Source organism: Streptomyces sp. NPDC008317 (assembly GCF_042955955.1).
Taxonomy (GTDB): Bacteria; Actinomycetota; Actinomycetes; order Streptomycetales; family Streptomycetaceae; genus Actinacidiphila.
In genome coordinates this window covers 130298-149751 of the sequence record NZ_JBIBFQ010000001.1, presented here as the reverse complement: position 1 = coordinate 149751, position 19454 = coordinate 130298, and the positions used below count along the sequence as shown (strand labels likewise).

Here is a 19454-nt window from a genome sequence, read left to right as displayed (position 1 = left end):
TGGTCCCACCCCTGGGGGCGGGTGTGTGGTGCGTGCGCATCACGGGCTCTCCCTGTCGAGAAGGCCGGTGGATCCGGCCGATCCGACGCTAGGAGAGCGAGAGTTCGCAGGCCAGAGCCATTCTCGTGCGGAGCGGCCAGTTCCGCCCGAATGTGATGGAAGTGTGGGGAAGTAGTGACAGCAAAGAGTTGGTACGTACTTGGCAATGGGCGGTGGGAGGCCATGTGCCGTTGCTAACTTCCGTTCCGGTCCGGTGCGGACCGCGCTGATCGTGAGGGGCGGGACACGTGGTTCTCCACGGGAGTTGGTATCGGCGTGACAGGGCGAGGTCCGCCGGTACGGCGGCATCGCCTCGGCGGTGGCAGCGCACCAGGACGCGCTCGGCCGCCGCGATGGTCGGTGCGATGGCGGTGTGCGCCGCACTGTTGCAGGCCGTTCCGGCGCAGGCCACGACCCCCAAGGGACCGCCGAGTCCACCCAGGACCGCTTCCGTACCGGTCAGGACGGTCACCCCGCACTACCGCAAGCCGGCGGCCATGCCGGCCTACCGGGCAGGCGCCGTCTCCTGGCCGAGCGGGCGGGCGAACGTCACGGTGGACTCCGGCGCCGCTCCCGTCGCCAGGCGCGCCGGGTCCCTTCCGCTGTGGATCGGCCCCGGCGGACACGACAGCGGGAAAGGCGGGCGACGGGCGACCGGTGCCGGGTCCGCGGCCGACCGAGCGGACTCCGCGGCACCGGTCTCTGTCGGTGTACGGGTGCTGCCCCGCGGCGACGCCGAGGCCGCGGGCGTCAATGGCGTTCTGCTCTCCCTGACCCAGGGCGGCGCGTCCGCCGCGTCCGGGCCCAAGAACGTCGGACTGACGCTCGACTACGGCGCGTTCACCCAGGCATTCGGCGGCGACTGGGCTTCCCGCCTGCGCCTGGTCGCGCTTCCGGCGTGCGTCCTCACCACGCCGGGCAGGACCGGCTGCCGCACCGGCACAGCGACTCCCGTGACGAACGACGTCGCCGGGAAGACCCTCACTGCGGACGTCACCCTGGCCTCCGCGTCCACGGCCACCGTTTTCGCCGCCGAAAGCGGCGCCGGGGGCGGCGGCGGCAGCTTCACCGCCACCTCGCTCCAGCCGTCGTCGACCTGGCAGGCCGGCGGCAGCTCCGACGGCTTCGACTGGTCGTACCCGATCGTCACACCAACCGTCCCCGGCGGCCTCGCTCCCAAGGTCTCGCTGGACTACAGCTCGCAGTCGCAGGACGGCCTGACCTCCTCGACGAACAACCAGGCGTCCCCGATCGGTGACGGTTTCGACTACGACCCCGGTTTCATCGAGCGCTCCTACCAGTCCTGCGACCAGAACCCCGCGGGCGTCACCAAGACCGAGGACAGCTGCTGGTCGGACAGCAACACGCTCACCATGTCGCTGGCCGGGCGCTCCTCCGTCCTGATCAAGGACGACACGACCGGTGCCTACCATCCGCAGGACGACGCCAACGAGCGCATCGAGTACAAGACCGGAGCGCCCAATGGCGCCCACATCGGCGAATACTGGATCGTCACCACGGACGACGGCACCCAGTACTACTTCGGCCTCGACCAACTGCCCGGTTACGCCTCCGGTGACCCCGCCACGAACTCCGTCTGGACGGAGCCGGTCTACGCGACCGCCTCCGGACAGCCCTGCTACAACGCGACGTTCGCCAGCTCCTGGTGCCAGCAGGCCTACCGCTGGAATCTCGATTACGTCGTCGACCCCCACCAGGACGCCGTTTCCTACTGGTACACCGACGACACCGGCTACTACGCCAGGGACAAGGGCACCACGGCCAACACCGCTTACACGCGCGGCGGTTACCTGAGCCGGATCGACTACGGCCAGCGGGCCGGCCAGGTCTACAGCACCACGCCCGCGGGCCGTATCACCTTCGCGGTCAACGGCCGCTGCGACACCTCCCCCACCGGCTGCGCGACCTCCACCCTCACCTCGTCCACGGCGAAGGACTGGCCGGACGTCCCGTTCGACCTGCAATGTGCCCAGAACGCGGCGTGCTCCGTCACCAGCCCCACCTTCTGGTCGAAGTACGAACTGACCGGCATCCAGACCCAGGCCCTCGTCGGCACCACGCTCATCAACGTGGACGCCTACGCCTTCACCCACACCTTCCCGCCCACTGGAGACGCGACGACGCCGTCGCTGTGGCTGTCCACCATTGTCCGTACTGGGCAGGACACCAAGGGCACCGGCCCCACCACGGCGGTGCCGCTGCCGCCCGTCACCCTCGCCGGCCGGCCGCTGGCCAACCGGGTCGACGTCACCGACGGATACCCCCCGATCACCCGGCACCGGCTGGACACCGTCACCACCGAGACCGGCGAGATCATCAGCGTCGACTACTCCTCGGCGGCCTGCGCCTCCGGCACTCCCAGCGACCCGAGCCAGAACACCAAGCTCTGCTATCCCTCGTACTGGACGCCCGACGGCCACAGCACGCCGATGCTGGACTGGTTCAACAAGTACATCGTCACCGCCGTCACCGAACAGGACCAGACGAAGATCGGTCCGAGCGGCCTGCCCGCCGACAACGACGACATCACCACGCACTACACGCCGATCGGCACACCGGCCTGGCACTACGACGACGGACCGCTGACGCTCGCCAACAAGCGGACCTGGAACCAGTTCCGCGGCTTCCAGGGCATGAAGGTCACCACCGGCAACGCGCCCGACCCGGTGACCGAGAGCGACTACACGTACTTCCGCGGCATGGACGGCGACACCCTGCCGAACAAGGGCACCCGCTCGGCCACGATCACCGACTCGCGCGGCGACCCCGCGGTCACCGATCTCGACCAGTACGCCGGCATGGCGTACGAAACCGTCCAGTACGACGGCGCCGGCAGCGGCAAGGTGATCACCGACACCGTCACCGACCCGTGGACCTCGGCCTCCCGGGCGACCCACAGCCTGGGCGACACGCTGCCCGCCCAGAACTCCTATCTCACCGGTCAGAGCAGGGAACGCGTCTACACCCCCTACTCCGACGGCCGAACCGGCGAGACCGAGACCGACTACACCCACGACTCGTACGGCCGGGTCACCAGGACCGACGACCTCGGTGACGTGACCACGGCGGCCGACGACCAGTGCGCCACCACGACATACGCCGACAGCACCAGTGCCTGGATCCTCGACGCCCCGGACGAGAACACCACCGTCGCCGTCAAGTGCGCCACGACGCCCGTCCTCCCACGCGACGCCGTCTCCGACACCCGTACCTACTACGACGGTTCAACCGCCTTCGGCACGGCGCCGACGGCGGGCTCCGTGACGATGAAGCAGAACGCCGCCTCGTTCAGCGGCTCCACGCCGTCCTTCGTCACCATGTCCAGCAGCACCGTCGACGAATACGGCCGGACGCTGACCTCGACCGACGCCGACAACCGCACCACCCGTACCGCGTACACCCCATCGACCGGGGCATCGCCGACATCCGTCACGGTCATCGACCCGAAGACGTATCAAACGGCGACGACGTACGACCCGCTGCGCGACCTGGCACTTCAGTCCACCGACGCCGCGGGCTATGTGACCAAGCACCAGTACGACGCGCTGGGCCGGGTGACCGCCGACTTCAAGCCCGGCATCACGGCGGCGGCCGACAAGCACACGTACACCATCTCCGCTTCCGGCCCGTCCATCGTCACTACGCAGATGCTCAACAACGACGCGAACAACACCTACCGCACCAGCGAAGTCCTCTACGACACACTGCTGCGGCAACGGGAGACCCAGACCGCCACCCAGGACGGCGGCCGGGTGATCACGGACACCGTGTACAACACCGACGGGCTACAGGCCAGCACCACCGACCCGTACTACAACGGATCTCCGCTCTCGGCCGTCATCGACCCGGCGCAGTCCGGCGACGTGCCGTCCGAGACGGGCTACCTGTACGACGGAGCCGGCCGGCAGACAGCCGCCATCTCCTACAAGCTCGCCACCGAGACCTGGCGGACCACCACCGTCTACGGCGGCAACGTCACCACCACGATCCCGCCGCGGGGCGGCGTCGCGCAGAGCACCTTCACCGACGCCCGGGGCAACACCACCGCCGAATACCAGTACCACAAGGGCGTCCCGGCCGATCCGGTGAACGACCCGGCCACCGACTACTCCGCCGTGCGCTACACCTACGACGCGAGCGGCAACCGCACCGGCGAGACGGACGCGGCGGGCAACGTGTGGTCCTGGGGCTTCGACCTCCTCGGCAACCAGACCTCGGCCACGGACCCGGACACCGGTACAGGCTCGTCGACGTTCGACAACGCGGGGCAACTGCTCACCTCGACCGACGCGCGCGGCAAGCAGACGACGTACAGCTACGACGCCGACGGCCGCAAGACGTTCACCTACGACACCACCGGCAACGCCGCCCCGTCGGCCGCGAACGAGACCGGCGCCTGGGTCTACGACACCCTCAAGAAGGGTCTGCTCACCTCGTCCACGTCCTACCAGTTGGGCACGACGAGTCCCGCGGTGACCACCGCGGTCATGGGCTACAACAGCTTCGAATTGCCCGCGGCACAAAAGGAGACGCTGGCCAACCTGCCCGCCACGGAAGCGGCACTCGCCCCATCGGGCGGATACCTGACGAGCGACACCTATACGCCGCAGGGCATCCTGGCGAGCCACACCTACCCCGCGTCCGGCGGGCTGCCGAGCGAGCAGGTCTTCTTCGGCTACGACCTGTACGGGCAGCCGACGAGCGTCGGGAGCAACGGCACCTCCGCGAGCTGGGGGTACGTCGGGGCGGTCGGATACGACGAGTTGGGCAAGCCGCTCCAGTACACCATGGGCACCTCCGGCAACTGGGCCGCGCTGCGCCTGACGTACGACGAGCAGACCCAGCGCCTCACCGACGCCCAGACCACGACCGCCACGTCAGCGACCGTCGTGGACGACACCAAGTACGGCTACAGCAGCCCCGATGTCTCCGGCGGCGCGGGGCTGGTGACCACGACCACCGACAAACAGAACAGCGGCGCGGTCACCGACACCCAGTGCTTCCAGTACGACTACGCCACCCGGCTGTCCGCCGCCTGGACCGCGACCGACGCCTGCGCGGCCACTCCCGCGGCGGGTAACAGCGCCACGGTGGGCGGCCCGCAGCCGTACTGGCAGTCCTGGACCTATGACGCGGCGGGCAACCGCAAGACGCAGACCGACCACGACACGGCCGGGACGGTCTCCGCGGACACCACGACCACATACAACTACCCCGCGCAGGGCACCGGTTCGATCCGGCCGCACACCCTGACCAACACCACGTCGAGCGGCCCCGCCGCGACCGCGCACACAGCCTCCTACACCTATGACGCGGCCGGCGACGACACCGGTATCACCACGCAGGCCGGCACACAGACCCTCGACTGGAACGACCAGGGCAAGCTCGGTTCGCTCTCCGACACCGCGACCGGCGGGACCACGAGCTACCTGTACGACACCGACGGCAATCTTGTCCTGCGCACCGATCCGGGACAGGCGACGCTCTTCGCGGCCGGTCAGCAGATCGTGGAGGACACCTCCACGCACACGCTGTCCGGCACCCGTTACTACGAACTCGGCGGGGACACGGTCGCCGAGCGGTCCAGCACGGGTGACGTGCAGTACCTGATCCCGGACCGGCAGGGCACCGACACCCTGGCCGTCGACTACCAGACGCTCGCCCCGACCCGCCGCTCGTACCTGCCCTTCGGCCAGGAACGCACCGCGCCGTCGGTGTGGCCGGGCGGCGACGACGGATACGTGGGCGGCACACCGGACCCGGCGACGGGACTGGAGAACCTGGGAGCGCGCGAATACGACCCGTCCAGCAGCCGGTTCATGTCACCGGACCCGGTCTTCGAGGCCAACGATCCGACGCAACTCGGCGGTTACGACTACGCGGGCAACGACCCGGTCACCGGTTCCGACCCGACCGGCACGATGCTCTACGACGACGTGACCGGGCTCGGCTTCGGAAACACCCATGTCATGCACGACTGGTACCACGACCAGGGCTACACCGACAGCCACGGCCACGCGACCCAGAAGTACGCCAACCTCGTCTACCGCCAGGCCATCTCCTACCTCATCGGCCAGTACGAGCTGACCCATCCGAAGCCGAAGCCGAAGGCCAAACCGAAGAAGCCGTGGTGGAAGAAGGCCACGGGGATCGCGGAGAACGCCGGAAAGTTCGTCTACCACGCCTCGGGCGCGGCCGACGTCGTCGGCTGTGTATCCGATCCGTCCGTCGGCGGCTGTATCAAGGCCGGCGCCCTGGTCGCGGGCTTCCTCGCCACGGGCGGTGAGGACGAGTTGGAGATCGCCGCACTGGAGGCGGGAGAGGACCTCGCCGACAAGGAGGCCGGCGACCTGGCCGAGGACGCCGCGTCCTGCCTCGTCCCGCACAGCTTCACCGGCAACACCCCCGTCCTCGAGGCGGGCGGTGCCACCGTCTCGATCGCCAAGGTCCGGGTCGGCGACGTGGTGATGTCCACCGACCCCCAGACCGGCGAGACCTCCGCGCACGTCGTCCAGCGCGTGATCCGAACGACCACGGACCACGACTTCACGGCCCTGACGATCGCGCCGTCGAAGCCGGCGGCCGCGGTGAAGTCGGCGTCGGGGGCGGCCCGGAAGACCGCGGCGGTGGCCGTCCTCACCACCACCTGGCACCACCCCATCTGGAACGTCACCACCTCCCAGTGGACCGACGCCTCCCACCTCACCCCGGGGACTCGTCTCCGCGAAGCCGACGGCACCACCGCCGTCGTCACCGCGGTCCGCAACTACCACACGACGGCAGTGACGTACGACCTCACGGTCGCGAACCTGCACTCGTACTATGTGCTGGCGGGGGCCACATCAGTCCTGGTCCACAACTGCGACGTAGAGATCACTCAGGAGCAATTGGATACCCTTTCCGTCGGACCCCATGCGAGCGGCGAAGGAATTTCTACGACGGAACCGGACCCCTTGCCCCAAGAAATTCGAGACGCAGTTCAAGATGATGTCTGCCACACCTGCGGCGATACGCAGCCCGGTGCCGGTCCGGTGAAGATCGGCGATCACCAGCCGCCTGTCAGTGTCAGTCCCGTCGGCTTCAGCTACCGCGTTTTCAGTCATTGCTCTGTGTGCAGCGGAATCCAGAGCAGGGCGGTGCAAGTTCTGGCTCGCATCGGAAGAAACCACCAGATCTACGAACCCAAGGGGAACTACGAAGAGTTGATGGAGCTTGCGCGTTCACACGTTTCGGGTGGATAGGCGGAGGAATTGACCGGGAGAATAATATGAAAATCGGCGAAATCGAGGTGGTCCTGAATCACGGCCTTCTGGTGATTGGGTCAGGCGAGGATCCGGAGTTCGACCTATTGGTGGACTCTCCTCCGGTGAGTGATCAAAGGCATGTCATGGTCGCTACTCGTGCTCAGATCGCACCGGTGAGGGTAGGAGTGTGGCGTGGGACTTCACCAGTCGCACCCCGACCGGTCTTCACCGGTCGGCTGCTCCTCGCTACCGGATATCTGACATTCAGAGAGAGCTCGGAACAGCCGTTTTTCGCATGGCCGGCCGTGAGCTCGGGGTCCTCGACCCTGGTGTCGGTCGGTACCGACGCGTGGGACGCGGCAACGGACGTGACGGTCGTCATCGATCCGAGCCGGGAGAGCTGGCCGGACCTGAGAAGTCGAGAGGGATTCGTGGCTTCATCAGCCGAGGTTTCCTCCATTGCGCAGATCGACCGGGTACTTGACGAGCATAATTACCCGGAGGAGCGCCTCGTGGCGGCGTTGAGAATTCTGTCCACGGCATCGTCGGAAGACGTCTCGGCGGCGCGTATTCGATATGGAGTTGAATCCGTCAAAGAATGGATGAAGTGGCTGCACCCGGCCATTTCCGCGAACTCCTTCGGTGGGGTTCCGGAGATCATTGAAGACACCGTCACCGGGACGAAAAGCGTGGAGGCGGGCGCGCGAGCTGTCATGATGAGTATTTCGACCGCCATCGGTATTACCATTGATGAGTTGGTTTTGGCTCACCGGTAGGGGCAACTCGCCGATTTGAGGTCGGCCACTGTGTGGTCGAATGGAGAACGTCCCGTTTGGCGCTCTCGAAGAGCGGGACTGGGAGGAATCAGGGATGATGTGCCGACGGGGACAAGCCGTGCCTGGTTCACGAATGCGACACAACTGATCGGTTTGCAGGTTTCTCGGTCGAGGTCATGCGTGGCCGGGCGAGATTTACGTAAGGTGCGGTCGGGTGGAGGTCGGATTCGTGGGCCTGCTGCTCAATCACCCGATCCTGATCATCGGGTCGACTGGATTTGTCGAAGACTATGCCGCCGTTCCAATCGATGACCCCAAGCGAGCCTCCCGCGTTGACCTGGTGCTCGACGGAGGCGGCGACGAAATCGAGATCTGCACCGTGGCGGAGTTGCCGATTCCTCGGACCGGCGGTGTCACGGGTACCGTCGATCCCGATGCTGCGCTTCATCTGATGTTGAGCGAGCACGACCTCCCCCTTCACCGACTGGCCAACGCTCTCGATCTCATGCTCAGAGAGTCGGTGAGCAGTTTGAGCGGTGCGTCACCTCGAGCGGGAGCGCTGAGGTCCGCACGCCTTACCCGACTCGTCCAATGGCTGCATGGGCAAGCTCCATGGGCTTCGCCCAGCACCCTTCTTAATGTCAGGACTTCGACAGAAGAACGGATCGTACAGGCTGGCCGAAGAGGCCTTGAAGATTTCGATGCCGCTGGCACCGCGACCGAGATCATCCGGCTTCTCCAACAAGACCGCTTCCGACCCATCGTGCCAGAATTCGGACCTGGGGCCCTATCAATGGAGCGGATGACGGGAATCGACCCGCGCTCTGAGGGAGCGATCTCGAACATGGCCCAGTTCGGTGCGAAGGGGATGTGTGGCGATCGCTGGTCGCGAGAACGGTTGAGATGTTGCGGGTCCGGTCCGCATGGGACCAGATCGTAGGCGGGTTTCTCACGTACCTCTGCTGTCACAGACAGCGGGTGGAACAATGGCTGTTCGCCGAGGCTGATGGGGGTGCTGGCGGGGTGACGGGGCGTCCGACGGATTGGGATGTGCTGGATCTGGACCGGGATCCGGTGCCGGGTGATCCGTTCGAGGTGAAGGAACTCGCGCGGAAGCTGGGGGATTTCGCCGATGATGTCGCCTCGGCGCTGCGGTCGGTGCGGGGTCTGAGCGGTGACTCCGTGGTGCAGGAGTGGGCGGGGCTGTCGGGGGACGCGTACCGGCGGCAGTTCGGGGATCTGCCGGGTGAGCTGGACAAGCTGGAGCGGTCCTACCGCCTCGCGTCGGGTGCTCTGGATGACTACTGGCCGAAGCTGGAGACGGCGCAGGGTGACGCGGACCGGGCGCTGGCGCAGGGGCGCACCGCCCGGCAGGAGCTGGACACCGCGCAAAGCCAGTTGACGAACGCTGATGCGTGGGTGAAGCGGGCGCAGGACAAGTCGACGTCCTACCAGGAGGACCCGAAGCCGGACGTGCCGCCGCCGTCGGCGGAGGAGGTGCGGGCGGCGGCCCGTAATGCCACGGACGCTAACAGCGCCCACACCAGCGCCTCCACCGCCGTCCACAGCGCGCAGGCCAAGCTGGACGCGGCCAAGCAACTGGCCGCCGACGCGGCCCAGTTGCGGGACGACGCGGCGTCGACGGCGGAGCACGCGCTGCATGAGGCGTCGGATGCGGGGATCAGGAACAAGCACTGGTGGGAGAAGGCGGTCGACTGGGTCGCGGACCACTGGGACGACATCATCGCGGTCTGCAAGGTGATCGTCGCGGTGCTGGGCATCGTCGTCCTGATCATCGGCGGCCCGCTGGCGTGGCTGGTCCTGGCCGCCGCTGTCCTGGTCCTGGCCGACACCGTCATGAAGTACCTACAAGGCAAAGCCAGCCTCTGGGACGTCCTGTTCGCCGCGCTGGACTGCATCCCGATGTTCAAGGGCCTCACCACCGCCGGCGGCCTGTTGAAGATGGCCCGCGAACTCCCCGCCCTCCTCAAATCAGGCAAGGCCCTGGAGAACATCGCCAACAGCATCCGCAAAGGCGGCGCCGCCCTGCGGGACATGCGCGAGACCGCAGTCCGCATGTTCAGGCGCTTCAGGTGCGGCGATCCGATCGACATCGCGACCGGCGAAATGGTCATGTCCGCGGTGGACATGCAGTTGCCCGGAGTTCTTCCGCTGGTGCTGGAACGGCACCATGTGTCGTCCTATCGTGCGGGCCGTTGGTTCGGCACGTCGTGGGCTTCCGGCCTGGATCAGCGTCTCGTCCTGGACGATCAGGGAGCGCAGTACACATCCGAGGACGGAATGGTCCTCTATTACCCGATTCCGAACCCGGATTGGGACGTCTTCCCGGCCGAGGGGCCTCGCTGGCCTCTGCGTTGGGACGGTGTTCCGGGCGGGGAGATGCGCATCACGCGCCCGGGTCAGGGCCAGATCCTTGGCTTCCGGGCGCTGCCGGGCGGCCCCCCGGCGGAACTCGCGCTCACGTCCGTCGCGGACCGCAATGGGAACGTCATCGATGTCCTCCACACGGCGGAAGGCGTCCCCCACGAGATCCGGCACAGCGCTGGCTATCGCGTCGGTCTGACGACGCAGGACCGGCGAATAACCGAGCTCAGGCTGCTGAGCGACGCCGACCGGCCGGTTGTGCTCCGCTATGGATACGACGAGCGTGGCGACCTCACCGAGATCATCGACTCCTCCACTCTGCCGTTCCGCCTGAGCTACGACGACCATCATCGTGTCACCGGCTGGGAGGACCGCGGCGGCACGCGGTACCGGTACGAGTACGACACGGAAGGCCGCTGTGTCCGTACGGCCGGCTCGGAAAACGTCCTCGCCTACGACTACGCCTACGACACCGCGAACCGCACCACACGCGTCACCGATTCGCTCGGGCACACCACGACGTACGAGTTCAACGAGCTGGGCCAGCTCGTCCGTACGACCGATCCCCTCGGCAACGCCACCGTCCGGACATGGGACCGCCGGGACAATCTGCTGTCCCGCACCGACGCCCTGGGCCGCAGCACCGGCTACGCCCACGACGAGGCCGGCCGCCTGACCCGCTTCACCCGGCCCGACGGCGCCGTCACCACGGTCAGGTACAGCCCGCTGGGGCTGCCGGAGACGGTCACGCTGCCGGACGGCGCCGAGTGGCGCCACGAATACGACGAGCGCGGCAATCTGATCCGTACGGTCGACCCGCTGGGCGCTGTCACCGGACGCGACTACGACACGCGCGGTCGGCTCGTCCGGATCACCGACGCCCTGGGGGGCGTTCGCGAGATGACGCCGAACGGCGCGGGCCTGCCGACGGCCACCACCGACGTCGACGGCGCGGTGACGGGCTACAGCTACGACGCGTTCGGCCGGATCATCGGGATCGTCGACGCCCTCGGCGCGGAATCGACGCTCAACTGGACGCCGGAAGGCAAGCTTCGCGGCCGGACGCGTCCCGACGGGACGACGGAAGAGTGGATTCACGACGCCGACGGCAATCTCGTCCGGCACACCGATCCGCAGGGGACTGTGACGCGCTTCGATGTCGGGTCCTTCGACCGTCTGATGACGAAGACCCTCGCCGACGGCACGACCCTGCGGTTCGCCTACGACACCGAACTGCGGCTGACCTCGGTCACAAACGCCACCGGCCGGCAGTGGACCTACGACTACGATCCGCGCGGTGTACTCCGCGGCGAAACGGACTTCAACGGCCGGACGGTCCGGTACGTCCACGACGCCGCGGGCCAGCTCGTCGAGCGGATCAACGGCGCCGGTGAGGCTACGCGTTACGTCAGGGATGCCGCCGGACGCGCCGTCGAGTGGCACGACGGCGACAGCGTCACGTACATGGAGTACGACCCGACCGACCGGCTCACTCGCGCCGTCAACGCGGACACGGAACTGCTGCTCGAACACGACGCCCTTGGACGGGCGGTTCGGCAGACCGTCAACGGCCGCACGCTGACCAACACGTACGACCGGCTCGGCCGTCGGACCGAGCGCCGCACCCCGAGCGGCGCGGTGAGCACGTGGGAGTGGGACACGGGGATGCGTCCCACGTCCCTGCGCGCCTCCGGCCGGCACATAACGTTCGGATACGACGTGGGCGGCGTGGAGACCGAACGGGTCCTCGACGGCGGCCTGGTGAGGATCCGGCAGGAGTGGGACAGCAACCGTCGCCTCGCCTCCCTGACTGTGAGCCGCGGGGGCTCGTCGGACGGGCCAGGGACGCCGGCCGCCCGGCGTACGTACGCATACGGGGCGGACGACCACGTCATCCGCGTCACGGACGCGGCGGGCGGACGCGGATTCACCCTCGACGCGATGGGCCGGGTCACCGCGGTGTCCGCCGAGAGCTGGACCGAGCGATACGCGTACGACGCGCTGGGCAACGTCGTGGTCGGTCAGTGGGACACCGGGCGGCTCGGGGACAGCAGCCCGAACGGTGCCGCGGAAGCCTCCGCCGTGACCGGCGACCGTGTGTACGACGGCACGCTGATCAGGCGCGCGGGCCGGACCTCGTACGCGCACGACGCGCAGGGCCGGGTGATCCGCCGCGTGCGCAGGACGCTCTCGGGGACCACGACCGCCTGGCGGTTCCTCTGGAACGCCGAGGACCGGCTCGTCGAGGTGCGCACGCCCGACGGGATCCGCTGGAGGTATCTGTACGACCCCCTGGGGCGCCGTACGGCGAAGCTCGGGATCGGCGAGGACGGCACGGTCGTCAGCAGGACTGACTTCGTCTGGGACGGTATGCAGCTGGCCGAGCAGATCGTCTCCACCGGCTCCGGCTCTGGCGACGGCACGGTCGCCGTCACGACCTGGGACGCCCTGCCCGGCAGTCATCAACCGGTCTGCCAGACCGAGCGGGTTCTGACCGCCGACTCGCCGCAGAGCGACATCGACGCACGTTTCTACGCGATCGTCACCGATCTGGTCGGTTCACCGACCGAATTGGTCGACCCGGACGGCGATGTGGTCTGGCGGGCCCGCGGCACGCTCTACGGCGTCCGCCCGCCCGACGCCGCCGACGGTGTCCAGTGCCCGTTGCGCTTCCCCGGCCAGTACTTCGACGCGGAGACGGGCCTCCATTACAACGTCTTCCGCTACTACGACCCGGAAGTCGGCGGTTACTTCAGCCCGGATCCGCTCGGGCTCGATCCCGGACCCAACCATTACGCGTACGTGCCGAATCCCCTGTCATGGTGCGATCCCCTGGGGCTGAAATGCCTGGAGTTCTTCTCCGTCCAGGGACTCGACGACGCGGCGCGGCTGCGCGGCACGGGTGAGCCCTGGCCGCTGGAAATGCATCGCGCTCACTTCGGTCCGGGCGTCTACTCCTGGGGGTCGCGTGCCGAAGCGGAGAAGTACCTGGCGCTCAAACTCCGGAGGTCGGAGAACGCCGATCTCGAACTCATGAGGTTTACCATCCACGAGAAGGACTTCGCCAAGCTCAAGAAGGTCGACATCTCACAGATGACCGACGACGAGGCGCAGGCGTTCCTCGACCGCTACAGCCTGATGTCCGACACCGGGAAAACGGACCACGGGCTGGAGTACATCACCCGGCCGACCGGCATGGGCCCCGAGCACTTCTTCGACAAATCCGTCTTCGGCCACCTCACATTCGACTAGGGGCCGACCGCCTTGACGAGCTGCGACCAGCCGTGTGACCAGTCATGACCAGCACATCCGACAAGCCTGGAGTTCCGTTGAGTCCCAGCCCCTTCGTCTACCGCAAGATCCTCGGTCCCTGGGCGCTGTACGCCGAACTCTCCGCCGCCGTCTCGACGCCGCCGACGCCGCCCGACGGCGCACGCCGGGTCACCGATCACGTGTGGCTGCACGTCCTCGACGACGCGGCCACCGAAGAGGACGTGACCCAGCTTGAGTTCGGCCTCCGGCAGGTGGCCGCGCAAATCGAGGGCTCGCACCAGAGCGACCTCGCCGTCATCGAGGTCAACACGCTCGACTACATGCCGACCGACTATCAGCCGGAGGCCGCCGCCGCGGCCGTCGCCGAATGGAGCGCCCGCGAATTCGGCTTTCCGCCCCCGGCCGTCGAAGTGACCTTCGACCGCGCCACCGGCTACACCCTCACCTGGCCGCCATCCCACTGAAAACACCCTGCGGATCACTTCGGCGCCCCCGCCATGACGTCGCCTCCGGACACGCTTCTGGGGCGCAATTGACGCAGTGGCCGACGACGGAGCGCGTCGCGGTCGAGCGCGCTCACGAGGCGTTGCTGGCATTCGGAGTGAGCGATGGTCGGCCCATGTGGGAGGTCACCGACCTCATCGAGGGAATCGCACATGCAATGGGCGGCCTGGAACAGCGGCTTGTTCATCAGGGCGCGCTACGCGGTCCGGGGTCGGACGTGGAATGAAGGACAACGAGAAAAAGCCCCGGGCGGTAAACCCGGGGCTTTAGTAATGGAGCGGATGACGGGAATCGAACCCGCGCTCTGAGCTTGGGAATCACAGGGGCGCGCGGTCGGTGAAGCTGCAGGTCGCGACCTATCGGCGGGCGGGCGGTTGCTTGTCGGGTGTGCGGAGCCTGACCGTGGTTGGCCGAGCCGTACCTGTGCGTCTGGCGCGATGTGGTGCGCGGCTCGACCAGAGCGGCACCTCGGCTGTCGGCCGGATCTCGGCCGTGCGTAGTTCCACCGGATACAACGGCAGTACCGAGAACTGGCAGACGGACATGGCGACGGTGTACGACGGCGCCGGCCGCGCCGTCGATGCGCTCGACATCACCGGCCAGGACACTCGTACCGACTTCACACCGGCCTGGACCTCCGCAGGCGGAAACACCAACGCCGTCGGCATCACCACCTACAACGCGCAACGGTGGAAGGAGGTCTCCACACTCGATCCGCTGCGCGGTGTGCCGACCGAGGACATCGACGCCAACAACCGCGTCACGGACATCAGTTACGACGCACTTGGCCGACGCACTGCGGTCTGGCTACCAGGCCATGACAAGGACGGCGGACAGAGCGCGGACATGACGTTCGCCTACTCGATCAACCCGGGCGCGGTGGCCGCCCCGGGGGGCACGATCACCTCTCCGGGTGCCCCGTCCACGGTGACCACGAAAACGCTGCGCGAGGACGGCACCTACGCAACGTCCATCGCGATCTACGACGGGATGCTCCAGTCCCGCCAGACGCAGAGCACCGCTGCCGGAGACAGCAACTCCGGCCGGATCATCTCCGACACCTTCTACGACTCCCACGGCTGGCCGACGGTGTCGTACGCCCCGTACTCCGAACCCACCGCGGTCCCCGGCACCACACTGTGGGCCGCCAACGAGAACGAAGTCCCTTCGGAGACCACCACCGAATACGACGGCGAAGGCCGCGCGGTCACCAGCACGCTGTGGCACCAGGCCGTCCAGCAGTGGCACACCGCCACCACCTATCGCGGTGCCGACGAGACCGACACCACCGCACCCGTGGGCGGCCGCACCACAGCCAGCTTCACCAACGCGCTGGGGCAGATCACCAGCAACGTGGTGAAGAACACCGGTGCGACCGTCGCTCTCGCCGCCGGCCAGACCATCCCGTCCGGCACCTCGCTCACCTCCGACAGCGTACGGCTGACGATGCAGGCGGACGGAAACCTGGTCCTCAGCGCATTGGCCACCGGGACGACCATCTGGTCCAGCGGCACGAGCGGCAACCCCGGCGCCTTCGCTCAGTTCGGCACTGACGGAAACCTCGTCGTCCGCACCACGGCGGGCACGTCCAAGTGGACCACCGGTCTCACCGCCACCACTGGCGCAACCTTCCAGGTGCGCAACGACTCCACTGCGGCCGTCGTCTCCAGCGCAGGCGGCACGCTCTGGCACCAGGGAACCGCGGACGCCGTCCGGGCTGCCGACGCCACCACCCGCTACACCTACACCCCCGACGGCCAAGTCGAGTCCGTCAAGGACACCGTCGGCAACACCTGGTCCTACGGATACGACTTCCTTGGCCGCCCGACGACCCAGACCGACCCCAACGTCGGGCAGAGCAGTCTCGACAAATACGACATCGCCGGAAATCTGTTGCAAAGCACGGATTCCCGCGGCCAGGTCATGTCGTACAGCTACGACTGGGACAACCGCGTCACAGCCGAGTACAGCGGCGCCTGGTCGGCCACGCCCGACGCCACGAAGGAACAGGCGTCCTGGGTCTACGACACGCTGGCCAAGGGGTACCCGACCTCCGCTACCCGCTACCTCAACGGTGCCACGGGGACGACGAGCAAGGCGTACACCCAGGCTGTGACCGGCTACAACGCCGCCTATCAGCCGTCAGGTTCCACGGTGACCGTGCCCGCCGCGGACGGGTTTGCCGCCGCCGGGCAGAGCCAGCCTCCCGCGAGCGGCACTGTCACGTACAGCACCACCAACGCGTACACGCCGACCGTCGGTCTGCTGTCGACCGTTACATACCAGGCAGACGGCAAGCTCCCGGCCGAGGACATCGACTTCGGATATACGCAGCAGGGAAACCTCGACGGCATCGGCGGGTTCATCAGCAGTTCCAACACGCCGTCCTACCTCGACACCGCGGTCCACGACCCGTTCGGGCGAGTGCTGCAGACCAACTACGGCCCCACCGGCAAGGAATTGGCGACCTTTGCCCAGTACGACGTCACCACCGGCCGCACCACACAGACATCAACGATGGTGCAGACCTCAGTCACCGCCCTTGATGTCGTCAACTACCGCTACGACCAGTCGGGTCAGCTCACCGCTGCCGACGACCTGCAGAACAACACCACGCACGACACCCAGTGCTTCAGCTACGACTCGTTCCAGCGGCTGACCGCTGCTTGGACCGACACCGCGGGAATCACGAACCCGAGCAGCGCCCCGGTCGGCAGCGTCGGCCGCTGCAACACCGCTTCCGTGCAGACGAGTACCACCACACCCGTCAAGACGACGACCGTCGGCGGCCCGGCACCGTACTGGCAGAGCTACAGTTACGACCTGCTCGGCGACCGTACGGGCATGGTCGACCACGACTCCACCGGCAACGCAGCCGGCGACTCCACTCAAGCCACCTCCTACACCGGCGCCAACGGCACGACCAGCGCGGCATTGCCCGACCAGGCGGGCGCCACCACTACGACAAACCCGACCACCGGCACCGCGACCTCGACGCCCGCGTACACCGACCCGACGCACGGTGGTGTCAACGCGGGCGACACGACCAATCGCAAGGTGGCCTCGACCGGACCGCTGATCAGCGGATTCGCCCTGAGCGGCGGCGGCAGGAAATGCGTCGAGGACGCCGCGTCCTCCACCACGCCCGGCGCCAAGGTACAGATCAACACCTGCGGTACCGCCAACGCCCAGAAGTTGTCGGTCGGCACCGACGGCACCATCCGGGTGATGGGTCTGTGCCTGGACACCACCGGTAACGCCACCACGTCGGGCACAAAGATCGTCATCGACACCTGCTCTACAGATGTCACCCAGAAGTGGAAGATCACCAGTGCCAACACGGTTGTCAGCGCAGCTGCCACCACGATGTGCCTCACCGACCCGGCGGCCAGTGCCACCAACGCCACCCAGCTGACGCTGGCGGCCTGCGGAAGCAGTGGACAGACCTGGACCAACGCCGCGGTCGGAGCCGTGTCCGCCGGCCAGACGCAGACCTTCACCTATGACGCCGAGGGTCGTACCGCGAGCGTAGCCACCGGTAGCGGAGCACACACCAACACGAGCAAGTACCTCTACGACGCTGACGGCAGCCTGCTGGAGCAGACCGCGGCAGTCGACAGCACCGACACCACCCGGGTCCTCTACCTCTTCGGTGGCACCGAGCAGATCACCCTGAACGTCGCCAACAGCACACTGACCGGCCTGCGCAACATCACCGGACCTGACGGCACCACCGTCACCCGTTCCAGCACCGGCACGGTCACCTACCAGGTCGCCACCATTCAGGGCACCGCCACCACCGCCGTCGACGCCACCACACTGGCGGTCACCCGCCGTTTCTACGACCCCTACGGCAATCCGCGCGGCGCCAAGCCGACGACCTGGGTGGCTCCGGACGAGAATCGCGGCTTCCTGGGACAACCCACGGACGCGGCCACCGGACTCGACCTGCTCGGCGCCCGCAACTACGACTCCGCTCAGGGCCGTTTCCTGACAGCGGACCCGCTCTTCCAGGCGGGCGACCCCAACCAGATGGGCGGCTACGCCTACGCCGCCGACAACCCGGCCAGTGGTTCCGACCCCACCGGATACGACGACTGGTACAACGACCCGTCGATGAACACGTGCGCCATCGATTGCGGCCCGCCCCCCGGCAATCCTGACGCGGGTAGCACCTCCACCTCCTCCACCACCTCCAGCGGGAGCACTTCGAGTACTGGCAAGAAGAGCGGTGGTGGCGGTTGCCACAGCTTCTGGAGCTGTGCGGGCCACGTCGTTGAGAAGGCCGCACCATACGTGGCCGTGGCCACGGTCGCAGTTGTCGCAGTGACGGCTGTCGGGGTTTGTACCGGGGAGTCTCTCGGTGTTGCTGGACCAGCTTGTGCTGAGGCCGGAACCGCAGCGGTCGTTTCCTCATGTGCCGCCCTCATGGGCGACTGCGGCCCCGGTGTGGGAGGCGACCCCACCAGCGAGGACTCCGGCGAGGATTCAGGCGCGGCCAAGTCCGCGGAGACCGACGGCGGCAAGGCCAAAACGCCCACGGCCGGCACGAAGGCCTTCGAGGACGCAGCTGGTGATGGCCACCCGGCCCCCGCCGACAACTGGGAAGCGGACCCCGCCCAGAACAGGGCCGTAGCCGAGCCGAGCGATCCGGCTACGGGCACTGAAAAGCCCAGCCCACGGGGAACCACCTCACGCGGACCGCGCGGCGCGAAGTCTCGTCCCGCGTACCTGCACAAGGAAGCAGCCCCCGCAGACTGGTCACCGGCCGAGCGAACCGACCGAGGTGATAATCTCGCCCGTTCCGCGGCCGTCGACAACCGCGTCTCGAAACTCGCCACTCGATCGTATGTCTCGGGTTATCACACCGAGACTGGCGAGATGGCAGTTGCCTCGTCCGGTCCGGATGTCTTGGGCTGCGAAGCCACCTATTGCGCAGAAGGGAATGTGGTCCGCGCACTGGGCGGGGACTGGACGAAGGTGCGTCTTGGCATCGCCTACACAACGAAGGCTGTGACAGGGTCGGATCCAAGAGAATATGAGCCGGCTGCGAAGAGCGTCTGCATAAAGTGTCAACTTGATTATCCACCCAGTGCCTTCGGTCCGGGTGTCGAGGGCGAGCCGGGTGGAGTATGGTGATGTGGCCTTGAGTAAATAGTAAAGTAAACAGGAAAGTAAGTCGGGTGCTCCAGTACGGCTTGCTCCCATCCTA

At 67.3% G+C, this 19454-nt stretch carries 6 protein-coding genes; 5 read left to right on the top strand and 1 reads right to left on the bottom strand.

The window, feature by feature from the left end; translation table 11 throughout:
- The first annotated feature begins 404 nt into the window (after positions 1 to 404).
- Both ACFY9V_RS00545 and ACFY9V_RS00540 read left to right on the top strand, forming a co-directional pair.
- The gene (locus tag ACFY9V_RS00545) at positions 405 to 7301 is read left to right on the top strand and encodes an RHS repeat-associated core domain-containing protein (RefSeq protein ID WP_391158320.1); all 6897 of its coding nucleotides are present in this window, start codon (positions 405 to 407) and stop codon (positions 7299 to 7301) included.
- Positions 7302 to 7327: 26 nt separating this feature from the next.
- Positions 7328 to 8080: a hypothetical protein gene (locus ACFY9V_RS00540; protein WP_391158318.1), complete on the top strand. Its 753-nt coding sequence runs from the start codon at positions 7328 to 7330 to the stop codon at positions 8078 to 8080.
- Between the two features lie 127 nt (positions 8081 to 8207).
- Here ACFY9V_RS00540 and ACFY9V_RS00535 read toward each other — a convergent pair whose 3' ends face one another.
- Complete coding sequence (locus ACFY9V_RS00535; protein WP_391158316.1) at positions 8208 to 8546, bottom strand: hypothetical protein; 339 nt, start codon at positions 8544 to 8546, stop codon at positions 8208 to 8210.
- A 584-nt stretch (positions 8547 to 9130) separates the two neighbouring features.
- Between ACFY9V_RS00535 and ACFY9V_RS00530 the strand changes: the two genes are divergently transcribed.
- The 3 genes from ACFY9V_RS00530 to ACFY9V_RS00520 all read left to right on the top strand — a co-directional run bounded on the left by ACFY9V_RS00530 (position 9131) and on the right by ACFY9V_RS00520 (position 19381).
- Positions 9131 to 13717 (top strand): RHS repeat-associated core domain-containing protein, encoded by a 4587-nt coding sequence (locus ACFY9V_RS00530; protein WP_391158314.1) that lies wholly within the window; start codon positions 9131 to 9133, stop codon positions 13715 to 13717.
- A gap of 77 nt (positions 13718 to 13794) precedes the next feature.
- A complete protein-coding gene (locus ACFY9V_RS00525) occupies positions 13795 to 14202 on the top strand; it encodes a hypothetical protein (protein WP_391158312.1) in 408 nt (135 codons plus the stop codon).
- Positions 14203 to 14578: 376 nt separating this feature from the next.
- Positions 14579 to 19381 carry a ricin-type beta-trefoil lectin domain protein gene (locus ACFY9V_RS00520; RefSeq protein WP_391158311.1) on the top strand — a complete coding sequence of 1601 codons (4803 nt, stop codon included), beginning with the start codon at positions 14579 to 14581 and terminating at the stop codon, positions 19379 to 19381.
- The last annotated feature ends 73 nt before the right edge of the window (positions 19382 to 19454 follow it).